Origin of the sequence: Nonomuraea cavernae, from assembly GCF_040655715.1 — a bacterium.
Classification (GTDB): domain Bacteria; phylum Actinomycetota; class Actinomycetes; order Streptosporangiales; family Streptosporangiaceae; genus Nonomuraea; species Nonomuraea cavernae_A.
The window spans coordinates 193,042-208,559 of the sequence record NZ_JBFAKL010000005.1 but is presented as its reverse complement, the minus strand read 5'-3'; the positions used below and the strand labels follow the sequence as shown (position 1 = coordinate 208,559).

Sequence of the window (15,518 nt, the reverse complement as noted above, 5' to 3'; positions counted from 1 at the left end):
GGGACTTTCGCATCTGGAGGAGATCTCGGACCTTGACAATTGAGTGACGGCTCGTGTGCGTGCTTGTTCCTTTAGTGGGGAGAATCGGGCGAGGGAACTAAGACGTGTCGAGGGAGGCGGGAAGCGTGGCCCTGATGACAAGCCGCTTCGCAGACGGCCTCGCCGTGGGCGCCGACCTGGCGGAAGTGGCCGAACGGGCTGTCGGCCAGGCCCTGTCGAGGCTCGGTGACCAGGCGGACCTGGTCTGTTTCTTCATCTGCGGCGACGACCCCGACGACGTGGCCAGGGCGGGCGAGCGGGCGATGAGGCTCGCGCCCGACGCGCACGTGATCGGCTGCAGCGCCACGGGAGTGATCGGCGACGGGCAGGGGGTCGAGCTGGCGCCCTCGGTGAGCGCGTGGGCGGCCACGCTCGGCGAGGCCCGGCTGACCACGTTCGCGCTGGAGACGCTGACGACCGAGGACAAGTTCGTCGTCGTGGGGCTGCCGGAGCGCAGCCCCGACGACCATGTGGCGATCCTGCTGACCGACCCCTACTCGTTCCCGACCGACGCGTTCGTCGAGCGCTCGGTCGACGTGCTGGGCGATTTGCCGTTGATCGGCGGCATGGCCAACGGACTGCAGGGCCGGGGCTCGGTGCGCCTGTTCGCCGACGGCGAGGTCTACACCGAGGGCGCCATCGGCGTGCTGCTGAGCGGCGACGTCCAGGTCAGCACGGTGGTCAGCCAGGGATGCCGGCCCATCGGGCCCACCATGGTCGTCACCGGCGCCGAGGAGAACCTCCTGCTGGAGCTGGCCGGGCAGCCCGCCCTGGCCCGGCTGGAGGACATCGTCAGCGACCTCGACGAGGACGACCGCGAACTGGTCGCCTCCGGGCTGCAGATCGGCCTGGCGATGGACGAGTACGCCGACCGCCACGAACGCGGCGACTTCCTGATCAGGGGGGTCATCGGCATCGACCCCGAGCGGGAGGCGGTGGCCATCGGCGACGTCGTCGAGATCGGCAGGACCGTCCGCTTCCAGGTGCGCGACGCGGCCACCGCCGACGAGGACCTCTACGACATGCTCGACGCCCACCGCGAGGAGCTGGGCCGGGTCGACGGCGCGCTGCTGTTCTCGTGCAACGGCCGGGGCTCGGCGATGTTCGGCACCGCCGACCATGACCCGGTGGCGCTGCGCGACACGCTCGGCCCGATCGGCATGGCCGGCTTCTTCGCCGCGGGCGAGGTGGGACCGGTCGCCGGCCACAACCACGTCCACGGGTTCACGGCGTCGGTGCTGGTCTTCTCCTCGGGCCAGGCGGGCGGCGAGTGATCCTCGCGATCGACGTCGGTGGCACCAAGCTGGCCGCCGGCCTGGTCGGGCCCGACGGGGCGGTGGCCGCCTCGGCGCGCGTGGCGACCCCGCAGGACACCGACGCCGAGACGCTGTGGGAGACGCTGGCCGCTCTCGTCGAGCCCTTCTCCGGGGCCGTCGACGGGGTGGGCGTGGGCTGCGGCGGGCCGATGACCTGGCCGCGTGGCGAGGTGTCCCCGCTCAACATCCCGGCCTGGCACGCCTTCCCGCTGCGGGCCCGGCTGGCCGGGCGTTTCCCCGGCCTGCCCGTACGCGTCCACAACGACGCCGTCTGCCTGGCCGTGGCCGAGCACTGGCGGGGCGCCGGCCGGGGCAGCCGCGACATGCTGGGCATGGTCGTGTCCACCGGGGTGGGCGGCGGGCTGATCCTGGGCGGCCGGTTGATCGACGGCGGCACGGGCAACGCCGGGCACATCGGTCACGTGGTGGTCGAGCCGGACGGCGGGCCGCCCTGTGGCTGCGGCGGCCGGGGCTGCCTGGAGGCGGTCGCCCGGGGGCCCGGGCTGACCGCGTGGGCGGTGGCGCAGGGCTGGCGTCCCGGCCGGGGTGTCCGGGAGGGCGGCGACGAGGCGTACCAGGAGGATCGGGTGGTGACCGGGCGGGCGCTGGCGGCCGACGCGCTGGCCGGTGACGAGGTGGCCCTGGCGGCGATGCGCCGGGCCGGACGCGCGCTGGGCGTCGCGATCGCGTCGGCCACCCACCTGTGCGACCTGGAGCTGGTCACCATCGGAGGCGGGCTGTCACAGGCGGGGAAGCCGTTGTTCGGGCCGCTGGAGGAGGCGCTGCGCGAGCACGCCCGGATGGACTTCGCGCGGAGAGTCCGGGTCGTGCCCGCCGCGCTCGGCCAGGAGGCCGGGCTGGTGGGGGCGGCGGCGCTGATCCTGGCGGGGGAGACCTACTGGGCCACCCCCCACTCGGCGGCCACCCGCTCCGACAGCGCCGCGTGCCGCGGGTTGTAGACACGGAAGAAGTCTCTGCCGCACTCCAGATCGTCGAGGGCCGAGGCGATCTCCTCGTGGAGGAAGGGCTCGGCCTGCTCCGGGGTGAGGCTCGCGTTGTCGCGCAGCATCGTGGAGAAGCGGTCGCGTTCGAGCGTCGCGATCGTGCTGGGCACGGTCGAGCCGACCGGGTAGCCTCGCCCGGCCAGGCAGGCGCCGTAGCCGCGGGCCAGCTCGACCAGGCGCGGATCGGTGTCGAGCTCGCGCTGCCGGGCGCGTTGGACCGCCCTGGTGTACTGCCGCCGGAAGTGCGGGACGTCGGTGACATCGCGGCCCAGGACCTGCTTGACGGCCTGGACGTAGCAGGCGGAATGAGGCTCGGACAGCGTCGAGACGAAGCGGTCGTCGAGCCAGGTGTCGGAGCCGTCGGCGCTCGGCACCTCGGGGTAGATCATCGTGGCGAAGACGCCGTGGCCGTAGCGGTCGCGGTAGGCGCGCATCGCGGTGTGGTCGCCCTGGCGGCGCCTGAGCTGCTCGGCCGTCGGGGTGGGCAGGTCGGGCGCCCAGGGGATCTGCTCGATGCCCCGGGCCTTCAGGCAGGCGGCCGCGACGTGCTCCTGCTGCCACCGCTTGCTCGTGCCGCTGGGCAGCGCCTGGGAGGTGGCGCAGCCCGTCAGGAGGATGGCGACCGCCAGCACCACGAGGATCTTGGGCATGGGGGTCACATTAGAGGGTCAGGTGGGCCAGGCGGGCTTGCGGGGCTGGAAGAGCCAGACGTCGAACAGCGACCGCAGATCCTTGCCGGACAGCTGCTGGGCCAGCGCGATGAACTCCGGGGTGGTGGCGTTGCCGTACCTGTGCTGCTCGGTCCAGGTCTTCAGCAGCCTGAAGAACGTCCGGTCGCCGATCTCCTTGCGCAGAGCGTGGAGCGTCATGCCGCCCCGGGTGTAGACCGACTCGTTGAACAGGTTGCGGGGCCGGGCCTCGCCGGGAGGGTAGCTCCAGATCCGGTCGCCGGCCGGGCGGGCGAGGTTGCGCCGGAAGGTGGCCTCGGTGGTGGCCTTCCCCGTGTGGTCCCACCAGAGCCACTCGGCGTAGGTGGCGAAGCCCTCGTTGAGCCACAGGTCCTTCCAGCGCTTGATGCTGACGCTGTCGCCGAACCACTGGTGGGCCAGCTCGTGGGCGATGATGCCGTCGTCGGGGTGGAACCCGCCGTAGAGCGGCTTGGTCTGGTTCTCGAGCGCGTAGCCGGCCGCGAAGTTGTCGATCACGCCGCCGGTCGAGGAGAACGGGTAGGGGCCGAAGATCTTGACCCAGTGGTCGGTGATCCGGCTGGAGTCCTTGTAGAGGCTGTCGAGCGAGCCGCGATAGGCCGGGTCGACGGCCGTCACGTTGGGGATGCCGCCGGGCGTTCTGCCCTGGCGCAGCTCGAAGTCGCCGAGGGTCGCGGTGGCGAGGTAGGTCGTCATGGGGTGGCCCTCGCGCCACCGGAACGTGGTGCGGCCGTCAGAGGTCGTCGGCTTGCCGGTCAGCTCGCCGTTGGCCAGCGCGGTCAGCCCCTTGGGCACCGTGATCTGGAAGTCGAAGGTGGCCTTGTCGGCCGGGTGGTCGTTGGCCGGGAACCAGGTCTTGGCGCCGTTGGGCTCACAGGCCACGAACGCGCCGTCGGCCGTCGGGATGAAGCCGTACGTGCCCAGATTGGTCGCGTCCTTGAGCGGCTGTGGCTGCCCGGAATAGGAGACCTTGACCTTGAACGCCGCGCCCTGGGCCAGTGGCTTGGCGGGCGACACGGTGAGCTCGTCGCCGCGGCGCGCGAACGTCGCGGCGGCCCCGTCGACCGAGACCGCGCGCACCTTCAGGCCCGAAAGGTCGAGATTGAACCGCGACAGCCACTGGGCCGCCCTGGCGTCGATCGTCGCCACCCCGTCGAGGTGCCTGGTGGCGGGTGTGTAGCCGATCGCCAGGTTGTAGTGGGAGACGTCGTAGCCGCCGTTGCCGTCGAGCGGGAAGTCGGCGTCGCCGATGCCCGCCGCCCCCGCCCCCGGCGGCGGGGTGGGGTGCGCGGCGGCCCCGTTGCCGGACGAGCAGGCCAGCACGCTCAGCAACGCGATCACCGGCATGCCCGCGTAGCGGTTCAACCCCATGGCCCGACTCCCCTTCGTAGCGTGGTCGGAAGTTTACGCTGCGTAGGGGCCGGGCGAGGGGCGTCCGACGATCAGAGATTGCCTCTGCGGTCCTGCTCGCGCTCGATGGCCTCGAACAACGCCTTGAAGTTGCCCTTGCCGAAGCCGAGCGAACCGTGCCTCTCGATGAGTTCGAAGAACACGGTGGGCCTGTCCTGCACCGGCGTGGTGAAGATCTGCAGCAGGTAGCCGTCCTCGTCCCGGTCGACCAGGATGCCGCGCTTCTTCAGCTCCTCGATCGGCGCGCGCACCTCGCCGATGCGGGCCCGCAGCTCGGGATCGTCGTAGTAAGAGTCGGGCGTGTCCAGGAACCGCACCCCCGCCTCGCGCATGAGGTCGACCGTGGTCAGGATGTCGTTGGTGGCCAGCGCGATGTGCTGCACGCCGGGGCCGCCGTAGAACTCGAGATACTCGTCGATCTGCGACTTCTTGCGGCTGACGGCCGGCTCGTTGAGCGGGAACTTGACCTTGCGGGTGCCGTCGGCCACGACCTTGGACATCAACGCCGAGTAGTCGGTGGCGATGTCGTCGCCGACGAACTCGGCCATGTTCGTGAAGCCCATGACCTTTTGGTAGAACTCCACCCACTCGTCCATCTTGCCCAGCTCGACGTTGCCCACGCAGTGGTCGACGGCCTGGAACAGCCGGCCGGTCCTGGTGGCCGGCGGGGCGACGAGCGGCTCGGCCGGCTGGTAGCCGGGCAGGTAGGCGCCGCCGTAGTTGGACCTGTCGACGAGCGTGTGCCGCGTCTCGCCGTAGATGGCGATCGCCGCCAGCACCACCTTGCCGTGCTCGTCCTCCAGCGTGTACGGCTCCGCGAGCCCGCGCGCCCCCTGCGCCACGGCGTGCCGGTAGGCGCCCTCCACGTCGGGCACCTCGATGGCCAGGTCGATCACGCCGTCACCGTGCTCGGCCACGTGCCGGGCCAGCTCGGTGCCGGGCCGGACCGAGGCTCTGAACTCGAACCTGGCGCGGCCCGAGGTGAGCACGTAGCCGACCTCGTCGCGGCTGCCCGTCTCCGGGCCGCGGTAGGCCACCAGCCGCATGCCGAACGCGGTGGAGTAGTAGTGGGCCGCCTGCTTGGCGTTGCCCACGGCGAAGACCACGGCGTCCATGCCGTTGACCGGAAAGACATCACTCATACCGCTAACTCTGGTAATACCTGGACGAGTTGTGCAAGAGTTACTTCAAATGGTGCACAATCTGTCCAGTATCAGCCCGCCGAACCTGGAGAATCTGTACACCATGACGATCGACGACCTGGACGCCCGCCTGATCGCGCTGCTGGCCGCCGAGCCCCGGCTGGGTGTCCTCGAGTGCTCGCGCCGGCTCGGCGTGGCCCGCGGCACCGTCCAGGCCAGGCTCGACCGGCTGGTCGCCAGGGAGGTGATCACCGGGTTCGGTCCCGACGTCTCGCCGGTGGCGCTCGGCTACGACGTGACGGCGTTCATCACGCTGGAGATCAGGCAGGTGGCCGGGCACGAGCCGGTGTCCGACGGGCTGGCGCGCATCCCCGAGGTGCTGGAGGCCCACACGATCACGGGAGGGGGCGACCTGCTCTGCCGGGTGGTCGCGCGGACCAACGCCGACCTGCAGCGGGTCATCGACCGGATCGTGGACGTCAAAGGCGTGCTCAGGACGTCGTCGGTCATCGCGCTCGACACGCCTGTTCCATACCGAGTGCTGCCGTTGGTCGCCGATGTCCCCCGGCACGGCTCTCGTTCGACGTAGCATCCTGGAGAGGGCGAGGCACCGTTATCAGTCGTTTACCCTTGACATTCGCCCAGCTGACGGGGGTTTTACGCGGTGCGGAGTGGTGGTGGAAAAGGCATGCGGAAGCGGCGCGTCCTTCGACGGCTGCTGATTGCTTGTGGGCTGGCGATCGTGGGGGCACTCGCTCTGTTCGGCATCGCGTGGGCGATGACCCCGATCCCCGACAGCACTCAGGAGCAGGCCACGGCCCAGGGTTCGGTCATCTACTACCGCGACGGCAAGACGGTGCTCGCCAGGCAGGGCATCGACCGCCGGAACGTCGAGCTGGCCAAGGTGCCCGAGCACGTACGCGACGCGGTGATCGCCGCCGAGAACCGCTCCTTCTACCAGGACGGCGGCGTCTCGCTGAAGGGCACCAGCCGGGCGCTGTGGTCCACGCTCACCGGGCAGCAGCTCCAGGGCGGCTCGACGATCACCCAGCAGCTGGTCCGCAACTACTACAGCGGGCTCAGCCAGGAGCGGTCCATCACCCGCAAGTTCAAAGAGATCATGATCTCGATCAAGGTCGACCAGTCCAAGTCCAAGGACTGGGTGCTGGAGCAGTACCTCAACACGATCTACTTCGGCCGTGGCGCCAACGGTGTCCAGGCGGCCGCCCAGGCCTACTTCGGCAAGGACGTCAGCAAGCTGACCGTGGCCGAAGGCGCCTATCTGGCCACGGTGATCCAGCAGCCGAGCCGCTTCGCCGACCCCCAGGGCGACGACCTGGCCGCCGCGCAGGGGCGCTGGCAGGCCGTGGTCGCGGCCATGGGCGAGACCGGCGCGCTCGACGCCGAGCAGGTCGCGGCGCAGCGGTTTCCCAAGCTGAAGGCGCCGAAGAAGCCGTTCGTGCTCAAGGGCCAGGCCCAGTACATGCTCGACCAGGTGACCGCCGAGCTCAACCGGCGCGGCTACTCCGACGAGGACATCAACGGCGGCGGCCTCCGGATCGTCACCACCTTCGACAAGAAGCTGATGGACGCGGCCGAACGCGCGGTCAAGGAGGCGGTGCCGGAGTCCACGCCCAAGAAGGTGCGCACCGGGCTCGCCGCCGTCGATCCGGCCACCGGCGAGGTCGTCGCCTTCTACGGCGGTGATCCCCGGCGCTCCGACTACGACAACGCCTTCTCCGCCAAGGTGCCGGCCGGGTCCACGTTCAAGCCCTACACACTGGCCACGGCGCTCGACAACGGGTTCGACCTGTCCACGCGCGTCAACGGCAACTCCCCGATGCGCGTGGCCTCTGATCCCGACCACCCGATCCCCAACGACAGCGGGCGCTCCTACGGCCAGATCAACCTGGTCACCGCCACGCAGAACTCGGTCAACACCGCGTTCGTCGACCTCGGCCAGAAGGTCGGCCTGGACAAGGTCGCAGCCACCGTCAAGTCGGCGGGCATCCCGGCGGACCAGCTCCGGCAGCACCAGGCGGCCGCCGCGTTCCCGCTCGGCGTGGCCTCGGTGAGCGCGGTGCAGAACGCCTCCGGCTTCTCCACCTTCGCCAACGGCGGCACCCACATGGAGGCGCACGTCGTCAAGTCGGTGAAGGACGCCGACGGCGTCAAGAACGTGATCAAGCCGGTCGCCACCAAGGTGGTCAGCGAGCAGGCCGCGGCCGACACCACGTACGCGATGCAGCAGGTGGTGAAGTACGGCACCGGCACCGCGGCCAGGCTCTACGACCGGCCGGTGGCCGGCAAGACGGGCACCACGGACGATTCCGTGTCGGTCTGGTTCAACGGCTTCACCCCGCAGCTGGCCGTCGCGGTCGACATGTTCCGTGACGACAACAAGACCGTCACGATCCCCGGCTACGGCGTGCAGTTCGGCGGTCAGCTGCCGGCCCAGATCTGGCGGGCGTTCATGACCGAGGCGATGGCCGGCAAGCCGGTCGTGGACTTCCCGGAACCCTCCGACTTCGGCTACGGCTACTCCACGCCGGACTGGGAGCGGAGCGTCCCCGACGAGCGACCGACCGAGCGGCCCGACGACTGGGACACCTCCCAGCCCGAGCTCACCGACCCGCCGGCCAGCGACCCGATCATCACACGGGGGCCCGAGGAGGACGGGCTGCCGGAGGACGACCCGGGCCTGCCCACGCAGGAGCCGGAGCCCATGCCCACCCTCGGCCCCGACGACCAGAACTCCGGCAGATCGCTGGACGACTAGCCCCGGACGGCCGGGGCTGGGACATCGGCGGCGCGGCTGGGCAGGACGTCGCCACCCTGCCCCCGGCGGCCGGGGCGGCGTCAGCGCGCGGCGAGCTGCTCGCGTAGCTCCTCGGGGGTGGTCACAGGCAGCCGGCAGGTGAAGCCCCTGCACACGTAGGCCGCCGGGGCGCCGTCGATCGGCCCCCGCCCGTCCAGCAGGGCGGGGCGTGCCTCGTCGCCGGTGCCCGGCCCGGGTGCCACGACCAGCCCCGGGACATCGGCCAGCAGGGCCTCGCGGTGCAGGGCCCGGGTGCGCGGGTCGCCGGGCGGGCCCACCACCGCCACCTCGACCGGCCCGTCGAGCGCCGCCCGGGCCACGGCCAGCCCCCAACCCGCGAACCTCGCGTGCCCGCCGGCCAGCACCGACACCGTGCCGAGCGCCTCGTGGGCCGCGTCACGGTGCCGCGTGGAGCCGCTCAGCGCCGCGTAGGACAGCAGCGCGCCGGCGGCGGCGTACTGGCCTGAGGGGGTGGCGTTGTCGGTGGGGTCCTGCGGCCGCTGGAACAGCCGCTCGGAGTCGTCCGCCGTGTCGTAGAACCCGCCCCCGGCGTCGGCGAACCGGTCGAGCACGACGTCGAGCAGCGCGCCGGCCAGCCGGAACCAGCGCGTCTCGCCGGTCACGCCGTAGAGCGCGATCAGCCCCTCGGCCACGTTGGCGTAGTCGTCGAGCACTCCGGCGTTGGCCCCCGCGCGGCCGTCACGCGAGGTGCGCAGCAGCCGGCCCTCGGCCAGGTGCACGTCCTCGATCAGCGCGGCGGCCGCGCCGGCCGCCTCCACCAGGCCGGGCCGGTCGAACACCATGCCGGTCTCGGCCAGGGCGGCGATGGCCAGGCCGTTCCAGGAGGCCACCACCTTGTCGTCGCGCGCCGGGCGGACGCGCCGGGCCCTGGCGGCGAGCAGCCGGGCGCGGACGGAGCCGAGCCGGTCGACGTCGGCCGGGTCACGAGGCAGCTGCAGCACCGACGTGCCGTGCTCGAACGTCCCGGTGACCTCGAACACCTCCTCCGCCCAGGCTCCGTCGCCGGGCCCCAGCACCTCGCGCAGCTCCTCGGGGGTCCAGACGTAGAATCTGCCCTCCTCGCCCTCGCTGTCGGCGTCGAGCGCCGACGCGAAGCCGCCCTCGGCGGTGCCCAGCTCGCGCAGCATCCACTCGGCGGTCTCCAGCGCGATCCTGCGGGCCAGCGGGTCGCCGGTCGCCTTCCACCAGTGCGTGTAGACGCGCAGCAGCAGGGCGTTGTCGTAGAGCATCTTCTCGAAGTGCGGCACCACCCACGCGGCGTCGACGCTGTAGCGCGCGAAACCGCCGCCGAGCTGGTCGTACAGCCCGCCGCGGGCCATCGCCTCCAGGGTCGTGCCGCTCATTTCCCGCTCGCCGGACCGCAGCAGGAACTCCAGCGCCATCGACGGCGGGAACTTGGGCGCCCCGCCGAACCCGCCGCGCTCCGGATCGAACGACTCGCGCAGATTTCGTACGGCCTGCTCCAGCGTCTCCTCGGTGGGCAGCGGCCCCTGCGGCAGCGCGGTGGACCGGTTGAGCGCCTCGACCACCTTCGAGCCCTGCGCCAGCACGGTCTCCCGGTCACGGACCCACACGTTGTGCACCCCGGCGAGCAACTGCTGGAACTGAGGACGCGGGAAGTAGGTGCCGCAGTAGAACGGGTGCCCCTCGGGTGTGGCGAACACCGTCATCGGCCACCCGCCCTGCTGGGTCATGGCCTGGGTGGCGTTCATGTAGACGGCGTCGACGTCGGGCCGCTCCTCGCGGTCGACCTTGACGTTGACGAAGTGCTCGTTCATCAGCCGCGCGGTCTCGGGATCCTCGAAGCTCTCGTGCGCCATCACGTGGCACCAGTGGCACGCCGAGTAGCCCACGCTGATCAGCAACGGCACGTCCCGCGACCGAGCCTCGGCGAACGCCTCCTCGCCCCACGGGTGCCAGTCGACGGGGTTGTCCGCGTGCTGCTGCAGGTAGGGGCTCGTCGCATCCTTCAACCGGTTCATCAGGACCTCCTGTCCTCAACCAACCCTAGACCGCCTCACCGACGCGCCTGCGGGACTGACGGGGCGCGCCTCGCCCGCTTGGCGGGTGTTGGGGGAGGGGGCACGGAGGCGTAGGTTACGGAGAGTGGACCTGAACTTCGTCTGCACGCACGCGGGCCGGCGCGCCTCCGACCTCACCAGGAGAGACGTGGCGCGGGCCCTGCTCGACGTGCCGTCCGGGGTGGCGCTGGTGGCGTTGCCCGAGCTGCGGCGCGCGATGATGGCCGCGGGCAACCCGCTGTCCGTGGTGTTCTGGGAGTCGGCCAGGACGATCCTCAACTCGATCGAGTCGGGCGCGGCCACGGTCGGTGACGTGCAGCGCTGGATCGAGTCGACCGGCACCGAGCCGATCCTCATGACGCCCAGCTACTTCGTCTGGCCCGAGGAGGACGAGCGCGGCCCGGTGTCGACCGAGATGTTCGCCAAGCTCGTCCACTACCTGGAGGCGCGCGTCCAGGCCGGCGAGATCGACCCCGACGCGCTGGCCCGCGGCGACCAGGCGGCCCGGCGGGCGTACGAGGAGATGCAGGAGGAGTGGCTGGGCGGGCCGCTGCCCGACGGCCGGGTGCCCGGGTTCGCGGTCAACGACGAGCAGGACGAGGAGTTGTTCGCCGCCTGGGACGAAGAGGAGGCGCTGGCCCTGGAGGAGCTGCGGCGGATCATGGAGGAGCTGCCCAAGCCGCCCGAACCGCCCGTCGCGGAGCTGGACCGGGCGGGCGCGCGCCTGCGGGCGCTGCTGAGCCTGCCCGGCTATCCGGCCAACGTGCTGCGGGCCTGCGCGGCGTTCGAGGAAAGCCCGATGCCCGACGACGACCGCGCGCTCTGGCTCGCCGTGGCGGCCGGCATCGCCGGGCCGATGTCCGACCTGCCGGAGGAGGACGACACGCTGGAGGAGTGGACCGATCTCGAAGGCGAGCCGCGGCACGAGGACACCGTGCTGGCCCACCTCTGCGCCATCCAGCACGCCGACTGGCTGGCCGCGGTGACCGCCCTGGCCAGGCTCGGGCCAGGAGTGCTCGCCTCGCCCGAGCGGATCGCCCGGCTCATCGCCGAGTCGGAGGACATCGACATCGAGGAGCAGGACCTTGCGGGGCAGGACATCGACGACCTGGCCGCGACCGAGAGCCTCTTCACGCCGGTGGTGACGCTCTGGGGCTATCTCGGCGTCGTCGACCAGGACGACGTGCTGACCCCGCTCGGCTGGTGGGGGCTGCCGAAGGCGCTGGAACGCGCCTGGTCACCCCGCGACTGAGGGATCGAGCAGGTCTTTGTACTCGGGGTTGCGCTCGATGAGCCGCGTGACGTAGGGGCACTGCGGCACCACGGTGAGGCCGGTGTCGCGGCTCACGTCGAGCGCGTGCTTGATCAGCTTGCTCGCCAGGCCCTGTCCTTCGTACTCGGACTGCACCTCGGTGTGGGTGAAAACAATCTTGGTGGGCAGCAGGAGATAATCGGCGAACCCGGCGACCTTGCCGTCCACGAGAATCTCGAACCGGCTTTGCGCTGAGTTGTCGACTACTTCGATCGGCATCTATTCGGCTTTCGTGTCGTCTTCGTCGGCCCCGTGGGGAACCTTGATCCTCGACATCTGCTTGTTCATCGACTTGATCAGGAAGTACAGGGCCACCGCGATGAGGGCGACGACGGTGAAGCCGAGCAGGCCCGGACTGACATCACCAGCTGCTAGAACTGTCACCCCTTCAGTCTGCCACCAAGGGGTCGTGGTCGGGTCAGTGGCAGGCGGCCGAGACCTCGTCGGCGTGGATGCCGGCGAACAAGTCGTCCTCGGGCAGCCCGGTGTCGACCAGTGAGCGCGCCAGATGGAAGTCCTCGGTCGGCCAGATCTCCTGCTGCAGATCGCGCGGGCAGACGAACCAGAAGCCGTCGGGGTCGACCTGGGTGGCGTGGGCCAGCAGCGCCTCGTCGCGGATCTCGAAGTAGTCGCCGCACGGCACCCGGGTGGTCACCGGCCACTTGGCCGGACGATCCTCCCATCGGGAGATCCAGTCGGAGTAGGGGGAACCCATGCCGCGGGCGGTCATCGCCTCGTGCAGCGCCTCGAACCGCTCCTTGGTGAAGCCCATCTGGTAGTAGAGCTTCAGTGGCTGCCACGGGTCGCCGGTGCCCGGGTAGCGGTCGGGGTCGCCGGCCGCCTCGAACGCCTCCACCGACACCCTGTTGGTCATGATGTGGTCGGGGTGGGGATAGCCGCCGTCGTCGTCGTACGTCATGACGACGTGCGGCCTGAACTCACGCACCGCGGCCACCAGCGGCGCCGAGGCGACCTCCAGTGTCTGCAGCGCGAAGCAGCCCTCGGGCAGCTCCTCGTCGTCGCTCTCCGGCAGCCCCGAGTCCACGAAGCCCATGAACCTCTGCCGGACGCCCAGGATCTCGCGCGCGCGGTCCATCTCGGCCCGGCGGACCTCGCCGATGTTGGCCACGACCTCGGGCCGGTCCATCTTGGGGTTGAGCACGGACCCGCGCTCACCGCCTGTCAGTGTGCAGACCAGCACCTCCACGCCCTCGCGGACGTAACGTGCCATCGTCGCGGCGCCCTTGCTCGACTCGTCGTCGGGGTGCGCGTGGACGGCCATCAGCCTCAGCGGTGCGCTCACGGGCTCGATGTCTCCTCTGTCAGGACCTATCACTAGCCCAGACAGGCTAGTTTCTGCTGGGCGGTCGCGAGGGCGTGACCCCCGCGGGCGACAATTGTCTCGGATAACGCTGAGGGAGTGCAGGGAGATTCCGCCATGGCCACCAGAGATGTCGAGAACGGGCCCGTTCTCGGCACACCCGACGACTACCCGGACCGTCCCAAGCGAGGTGGTCGTCTCGTCGTGCACGTCGTGATCGGCGTGCTGGTGGCCATCATCGCAGGTGGATGGGGCTACGTGATGTGGTCGATGACCGGCAGCAGCACCGGCGCGGGCTCACAGGTCGTGACGTTCACCGTGGAAGGCCCCAACCAGGCCGAGATCACCTTCGACGTCAGCAAGCCGACCGAGCGTGCCGCGGTCTGCCGGATCAGGGCGCTGGACGTCAACCACGCGGAAGTGGGCAGCAAAGAGGTAAAAATTCCGGCCGGTGAGGGTACTGAACGTCTCAAGGAGCGCGTCAGCACCAGCGTGCGGGCGACTTCCGTCCACATCCAGTACTGCAATCTCGTATGATGAGACGTTTGGGGAAGCGTTCGTGCGGCTGACTTGTTAGCCTTTCGCAATTAAACCGCACGCAACCTCAAGTGATCCAGGGCCCCCTAGGCAGCAAGGAGAACCCGTGGCCGACTCTCGCGATGAGAACGTCACATGGCTGACGCAAGAGGCGTACGACCGCCTGAAGGCGGAGTACGAGTATCTTTCGGGCCCCGGGCGCGTCGACATCGCCAAGAAGATCGAGGCCGCCCGCGAGGAAGGTGACCTGAAGGAGAACGGCGGCTATCACGCGGCCAAGGACGAGCAGGGCAAGATGGAGGCCCGCATCTTCCACCTCCGGCAGATCATCGACAACGCCCAGGTAGGAGAGGCGCCCAAGGCCGAAGGCGTCGTCGGGCCCGGCATGACCGTGACGATCCGGTTCGTCGGTGACGACGACGAGGTGACCTTCCTGCTCGCCTCCCGCGAGGAGAGCGGAGCACCGATCGACGTATACTCGCCCAAGTCTCCCCTCGGGGCGGCGATCAACGGCAAGAAGATCGGTGAGAAGGCGACCTACAGCATGCCCAACGGCCGTCAGAACACAGTCGAGATCCTCGAGGCTGTGCCGTACATCGGCAACTGACACCCGATGACACCGACCGCCGGGCCCACGCTGGCCCGGCGGATTTTTCGCGTGGTTCCGGCATTCGCCACGACCTGAGCTTTCTCGTCCGTTCCCGCAAGCGGCGTGACCACCGGCGGCTGGTTCCGTTCATCGTGGTCACGCTGGTCGCGGTGCTGACCGCCGACCTGCTGTTACTCGTGCAGCCCGGCCGGCGAGAGGTGACCGAGGCGGTGCGCACCCGGCCGGATTCCCGGCAGACGCCGGTGGCCGAGGTCAAGACCAGGCAGCCGGTCAAGCCGCTGGGCACGCTGCGCAAGCCCCACCTGTTCGTGGTGACCCGCAAGCCGTTCACCACGGCGATGCTGAAACGGGTGGCGCGGTTACGCGGTGTGCGGGCTCTGGAGCTGGCCGACGCCGCCTCGATCACGCTCGACGGCAAGCGCGTCCAGACGCTCGCCGTCAACCCCTCGACCTTCCGGTCCTACACCCCCAAGGTGACGGCCTCCTCCGACCCCCTGTGGAACAACGTGGCGGCGGGCGACGTCGCGGTCTCGTTCGTGCTCGGCAGCGACGGCGGCCTCGCGCTGCACAGCCGGGTGTCCGGCCCCGCCGGGCCGCTGCGCATCGGCGCCTACGCCACGACCGGTTTCGGCGCGGTCGACGCGGTGGTCTCCCGTGACACGGGCCGCTCGCTCGGCCTGCCGAAGGACAACGCGCTGATCGTCAGCGCCCCGAAGACCGACTCGGCCAAGCTGCGCACGAGCCTGCTGAAGCTGCTGCCCAAGGGCTCCCAGGTGGCCATGGTCAACCCGGTGCTGCCCCCCGCCCAGACCCAGCCGCGCGCCTGGGCCGCGGGCTCGTTCCTGTCGGGCGAGCAGGTGACGGTGGCGCTGCGGGCGGCGGTCTCCAAGCTGGGCCGGCCCTACGTGTGGGGAGCCGAGGGGCCCGACACGTTCGACTGCTCGGGCCTGGTGCAGTGGGCCTACAAGCAGGCCGGTGTACGGATGCCCCGGGTGACGCACCAGCAGTGGGTGACGGGGCCGCAGGTGCCGCTCTCGCAGGCGCAGCCCGGTGACCTGCTCTTCTGGCGCAACGACCCGACCAACCCCGCCTACATCTCGCACGTGGCGATCTTCTGGGGCAACGGCAAGATGCTGCACGCGCCGCGCACCGGTGACGTGGTCAAGCTCGTGCCGGTCAACACGCGCAACCTGGCCGGTGTGGTGCGGGTGAGCCCTGCCGTGGCGGCCGGGGTCAGGTAACCGTAAGACTCCTGTACCT

At 70.4% G+C, this 15,518-nt stretch carries 15 protein-coding genes; 8 read left to right on the top strand and 7 right to left on the bottom strand.

Going from position 1 to position 15,518, the window contains the following annotated elements:
* The first annotated feature begins 134 nt into the window (after window positions 1–134).
* Together AB0I38_RS09585 and AB0I38_RS09580 are read left to right on the top strand one after the other, a co-directional pair.
* On the top strand, window positions 135–1,313 hold the full coding sequence (locus tag AB0I38_RS09585) for an FIST signal transduction protein (RefSeq protein WP_358464708.1): 1,179 nt from the start codon (window positions 135–137) through the stop codon (window positions 1,311–1,313).
* Window positions 1,310–2,314 carry an ROK family protein gene (locus AB0I38_RS09580; protein WP_358464705.1) on the top strand — a complete coding sequence of 335 codons (1,005 nt, stop codon included), beginning with the start codon at window positions 1,310–1,312 and terminating at the stop codon, window positions 2,312–2,314. Before AB0I38_RS09585 ends, AB0I38_RS09580 begins: the two co-directional genes overlap by 4 nt.
* On the opposite strand, the gene AB0I38_RS09575 is transcribed toward AB0I38_RS09580, so the two are convergent.
* The 3 genes from AB0I38_RS09575 to hppD form a co-directional block, all read right to left on the bottom strand.
* A complete protein-coding gene (locus tag AB0I38_RS09575) occupies window positions 2,251–3,009 on the bottom strand; it encodes a hypothetical protein (protein WP_358464702.1) in 759 nt (252 codons plus the stop codon). The genes AB0I38_RS09580 and AB0I38_RS09575 overlap by 64 nt on opposite strands.
* An 18-nt stretch (window positions 3,010–3,027) precedes the next feature.
* Window positions 3,028–4,437: a M1 family metallopeptidase gene (locus AB0I38_RS09570; RefSeq protein ID WP_358464699.1), complete on the bottom strand. Its 1,410-nt coding sequence runs from the start codon at window positions 4,435–4,437 to the stop codon at window positions 3,028–3,030.
* 71 nt (window positions 4,438–4,508) lie between these two features.
* Complete coding sequence (gene hppD / locus AB0I38_RS09565) at window positions 4,509–5,618, bottom strand: 4-hydroxyphenylpyruvate dioxygenase (RefSeq protein ID WP_358464696.1); 1,110 nt, start codon at window positions 5,616–5,618, stop codon at window positions 4,509–4,511.
* A 103-nt stretch (window positions 5,619–5,721) separates the two neighbouring features.
* Between hppD and AB0I38_RS09560 the strand changes: the two genes are divergently transcribed.
* A complete protein-coding gene (locus AB0I38_RS09560) occupies window positions 5,722–6,207 on the top strand; it encodes an Lrp/AsnC family transcriptional regulator (protein ID WP_189124131.1) in 486 nt (161 codons plus the stop codon).
* 153 nt (window positions 6,208–6,360) lie between these two features.
* Window positions 6,361–8,397, top strand: a complete 2,037-nt coding sequence (locus AB0I38_RS09555) for a transglycosylase domain-containing protein (protein WP_358464692.1) — start codon at window positions 6,361–6,363, stop codon at window positions 8,395–8,397.
* An 80-nt stretch (window positions 8,398–8,477) separates the two neighbouring features.
* On the opposite strand, the gene AB0I38_RS09550 is transcribed toward AB0I38_RS09555, so the two are convergent.
* Complete coding sequence (locus AB0I38_RS09550; RefSeq protein WP_358464689.1) at window positions 8,478–10,439, bottom strand: thioredoxin domain-containing protein; 1,962 nt, start codon at window positions 10,437–10,439, stop codon at window positions 8,478–8,480.
* A 124-nt stretch (window positions 10,440–10,563) separates the two neighbouring features.
* Between AB0I38_RS09550 and AB0I38_RS09545 the strand changes: the two genes are divergently transcribed.
* The gene (locus AB0I38_RS09545) at window positions 10,564–11,730 is read left to right on the top strand and encodes a hypothetical protein (protein WP_358464687.1); all 1,167 of its coding nucleotides are present in this window, start codon (window positions 10,564–10,566) and stop codon (window positions 11,728–11,730) included.
* On the opposite strand, the gene AB0I38_RS09540 is transcribed toward AB0I38_RS09545, so the two are convergent.
* From AB0I38_RS09540 to mca, 3 genes are read right to left on the bottom strand one after another with little or no spacing between them, the layout of a single operon-like run.
* Window positions 11,716–12,009 (bottom strand): GNAT family N-acetyltransferase, encoded by a 294-nt coding sequence (locus AB0I38_RS09540; RefSeq protein WP_358464684.1) that lies wholly within the window; start codon window positions 12,007–12,009, stop codon window positions 11,716–11,718. The genes AB0I38_RS09545 and AB0I38_RS09540 overlap by 15 nt on opposite strands.
* On the bottom strand, window positions 12,010–12,174 hold the full coding sequence (locus tag AB0I38_RS09535; RefSeq protein WP_358464681.1) for a hypothetical protein: 165 nt from the start codon (window positions 12,172–12,174) through the stop codon (window positions 12,010–12,012).
* Between the two features lie 34 nt (window positions 12,175–12,208).
* The gene (gene mca / locus AB0I38_RS09530; RefSeq protein WP_358464678.1) at window positions 12,209–13,093 is read right to left on the bottom strand and encodes a mycothiol conjugate amidase Mca; all 885 of its coding nucleotides are present in this window, start codon (window positions 13,091–13,093) and stop codon (window positions 12,209–12,211) included.
* A gap of 135 nt (window positions 13,094–13,228) precedes the next feature.
* Between mca and AB0I38_RS09525 the strand changes: the two genes are divergently transcribed.
* The 3 genes from AB0I38_RS09525 to AB0I38_RS09515 all read left to right on the top strand — a co-directional run bounded on the left by AB0I38_RS09525 (window position 13,229) and on the right by AB0I38_RS09515 (window position 15,499).
* Window positions 13,229–13,648 (top strand): DUF4307 domain-containing protein, encoded by a 420-nt coding sequence (locus tag AB0I38_RS09525; RefSeq protein WP_358464675.1) that lies wholly within the window; start codon window positions 13,229–13,231, stop codon window positions 13,646–13,648.
* 106 nt (window positions 13,649–13,754) lie between these two features.
* Complete coding sequence (greA, locus tag AB0I38_RS09520; protein ID WP_189124139.1) at window positions 13,755–14,255, top strand: transcription elongation factor GreA; 501 nt, start codon at window positions 13,755–13,757, stop codon at window positions 14,253–14,255.
* A 134-nt stretch (window positions 14,256–14,389) separates the two neighbouring features.
* Window positions 14,390–15,499, top strand: coding sequence for a C40 family peptidase (locus AB0I38_RS09515; RefSeq protein ID WP_358464671.1), 1,110 nt, complete (start codon window positions 14,390–14,392; stop codon window positions 15,497–15,499).
* Window positions 15,500–15,518: the final 19 nt, after the last annotated feature.

Bases quoted from the DNA above. Each gene is read 5' to 3' on its own strand.
- AB0I38_RS09560 (WP_189124131.1), top strand. From the start codon at position 5,722: ATGACGATCGACGACCTGGACGCCCGCCTGATCGCGCTGCTGGCCGCC.
- AB0I38_RS09585 (WP_358464708.1), top strand. From the start codon at position 135: ATGACAAGCCGCTTCGCAGACGGCCTCGCCGTGGGCGCCGACCTGGCG.
- AB0I38_RS09575 (WP_358464702.1), bottom strand. From the start codon at position 3,009: ATGCCCAAGATCCTCGTGGTGCTGGCGGTCGCCATCCTCCTGACGGGC.
- AB0I38_RS09550 (WP_358464689.1), bottom strand. From the start codon at position 10,439: ATGAACCGGTTGAAGGATGCGACGAGCCCCTACCTGCAGCAGCACGCG.
- AB0I38_RS09540 (WP_358464684.1), bottom strand. From the start codon at position 12,009: ATGCCGATCGAAGTAGTCGACAACTCAGCGCAAAGCCGGTTCGAGATT.
- AB0I38_RS09570 (WP_358464699.1), bottom strand. From the start codon at position 4,437: ATGGGGTTGAACCGCTACGCGGGCATGCCGGTGATCGCGTTGCTGAGC.
- hppD (WP_358464696.1), bottom strand. From the start codon at position 5,618: ATGAGTGATGTCTTTCCGGTCAACGGCATGGACGCCGTGGTCTTCGCC.
- AB0I38_RS09525 (WP_358464675.1), top strand. From the start codon at position 13,229: ATGGCCACCAGAGATGTCGAGAACGGGCCCGTTCTCGGCACACCCGAC.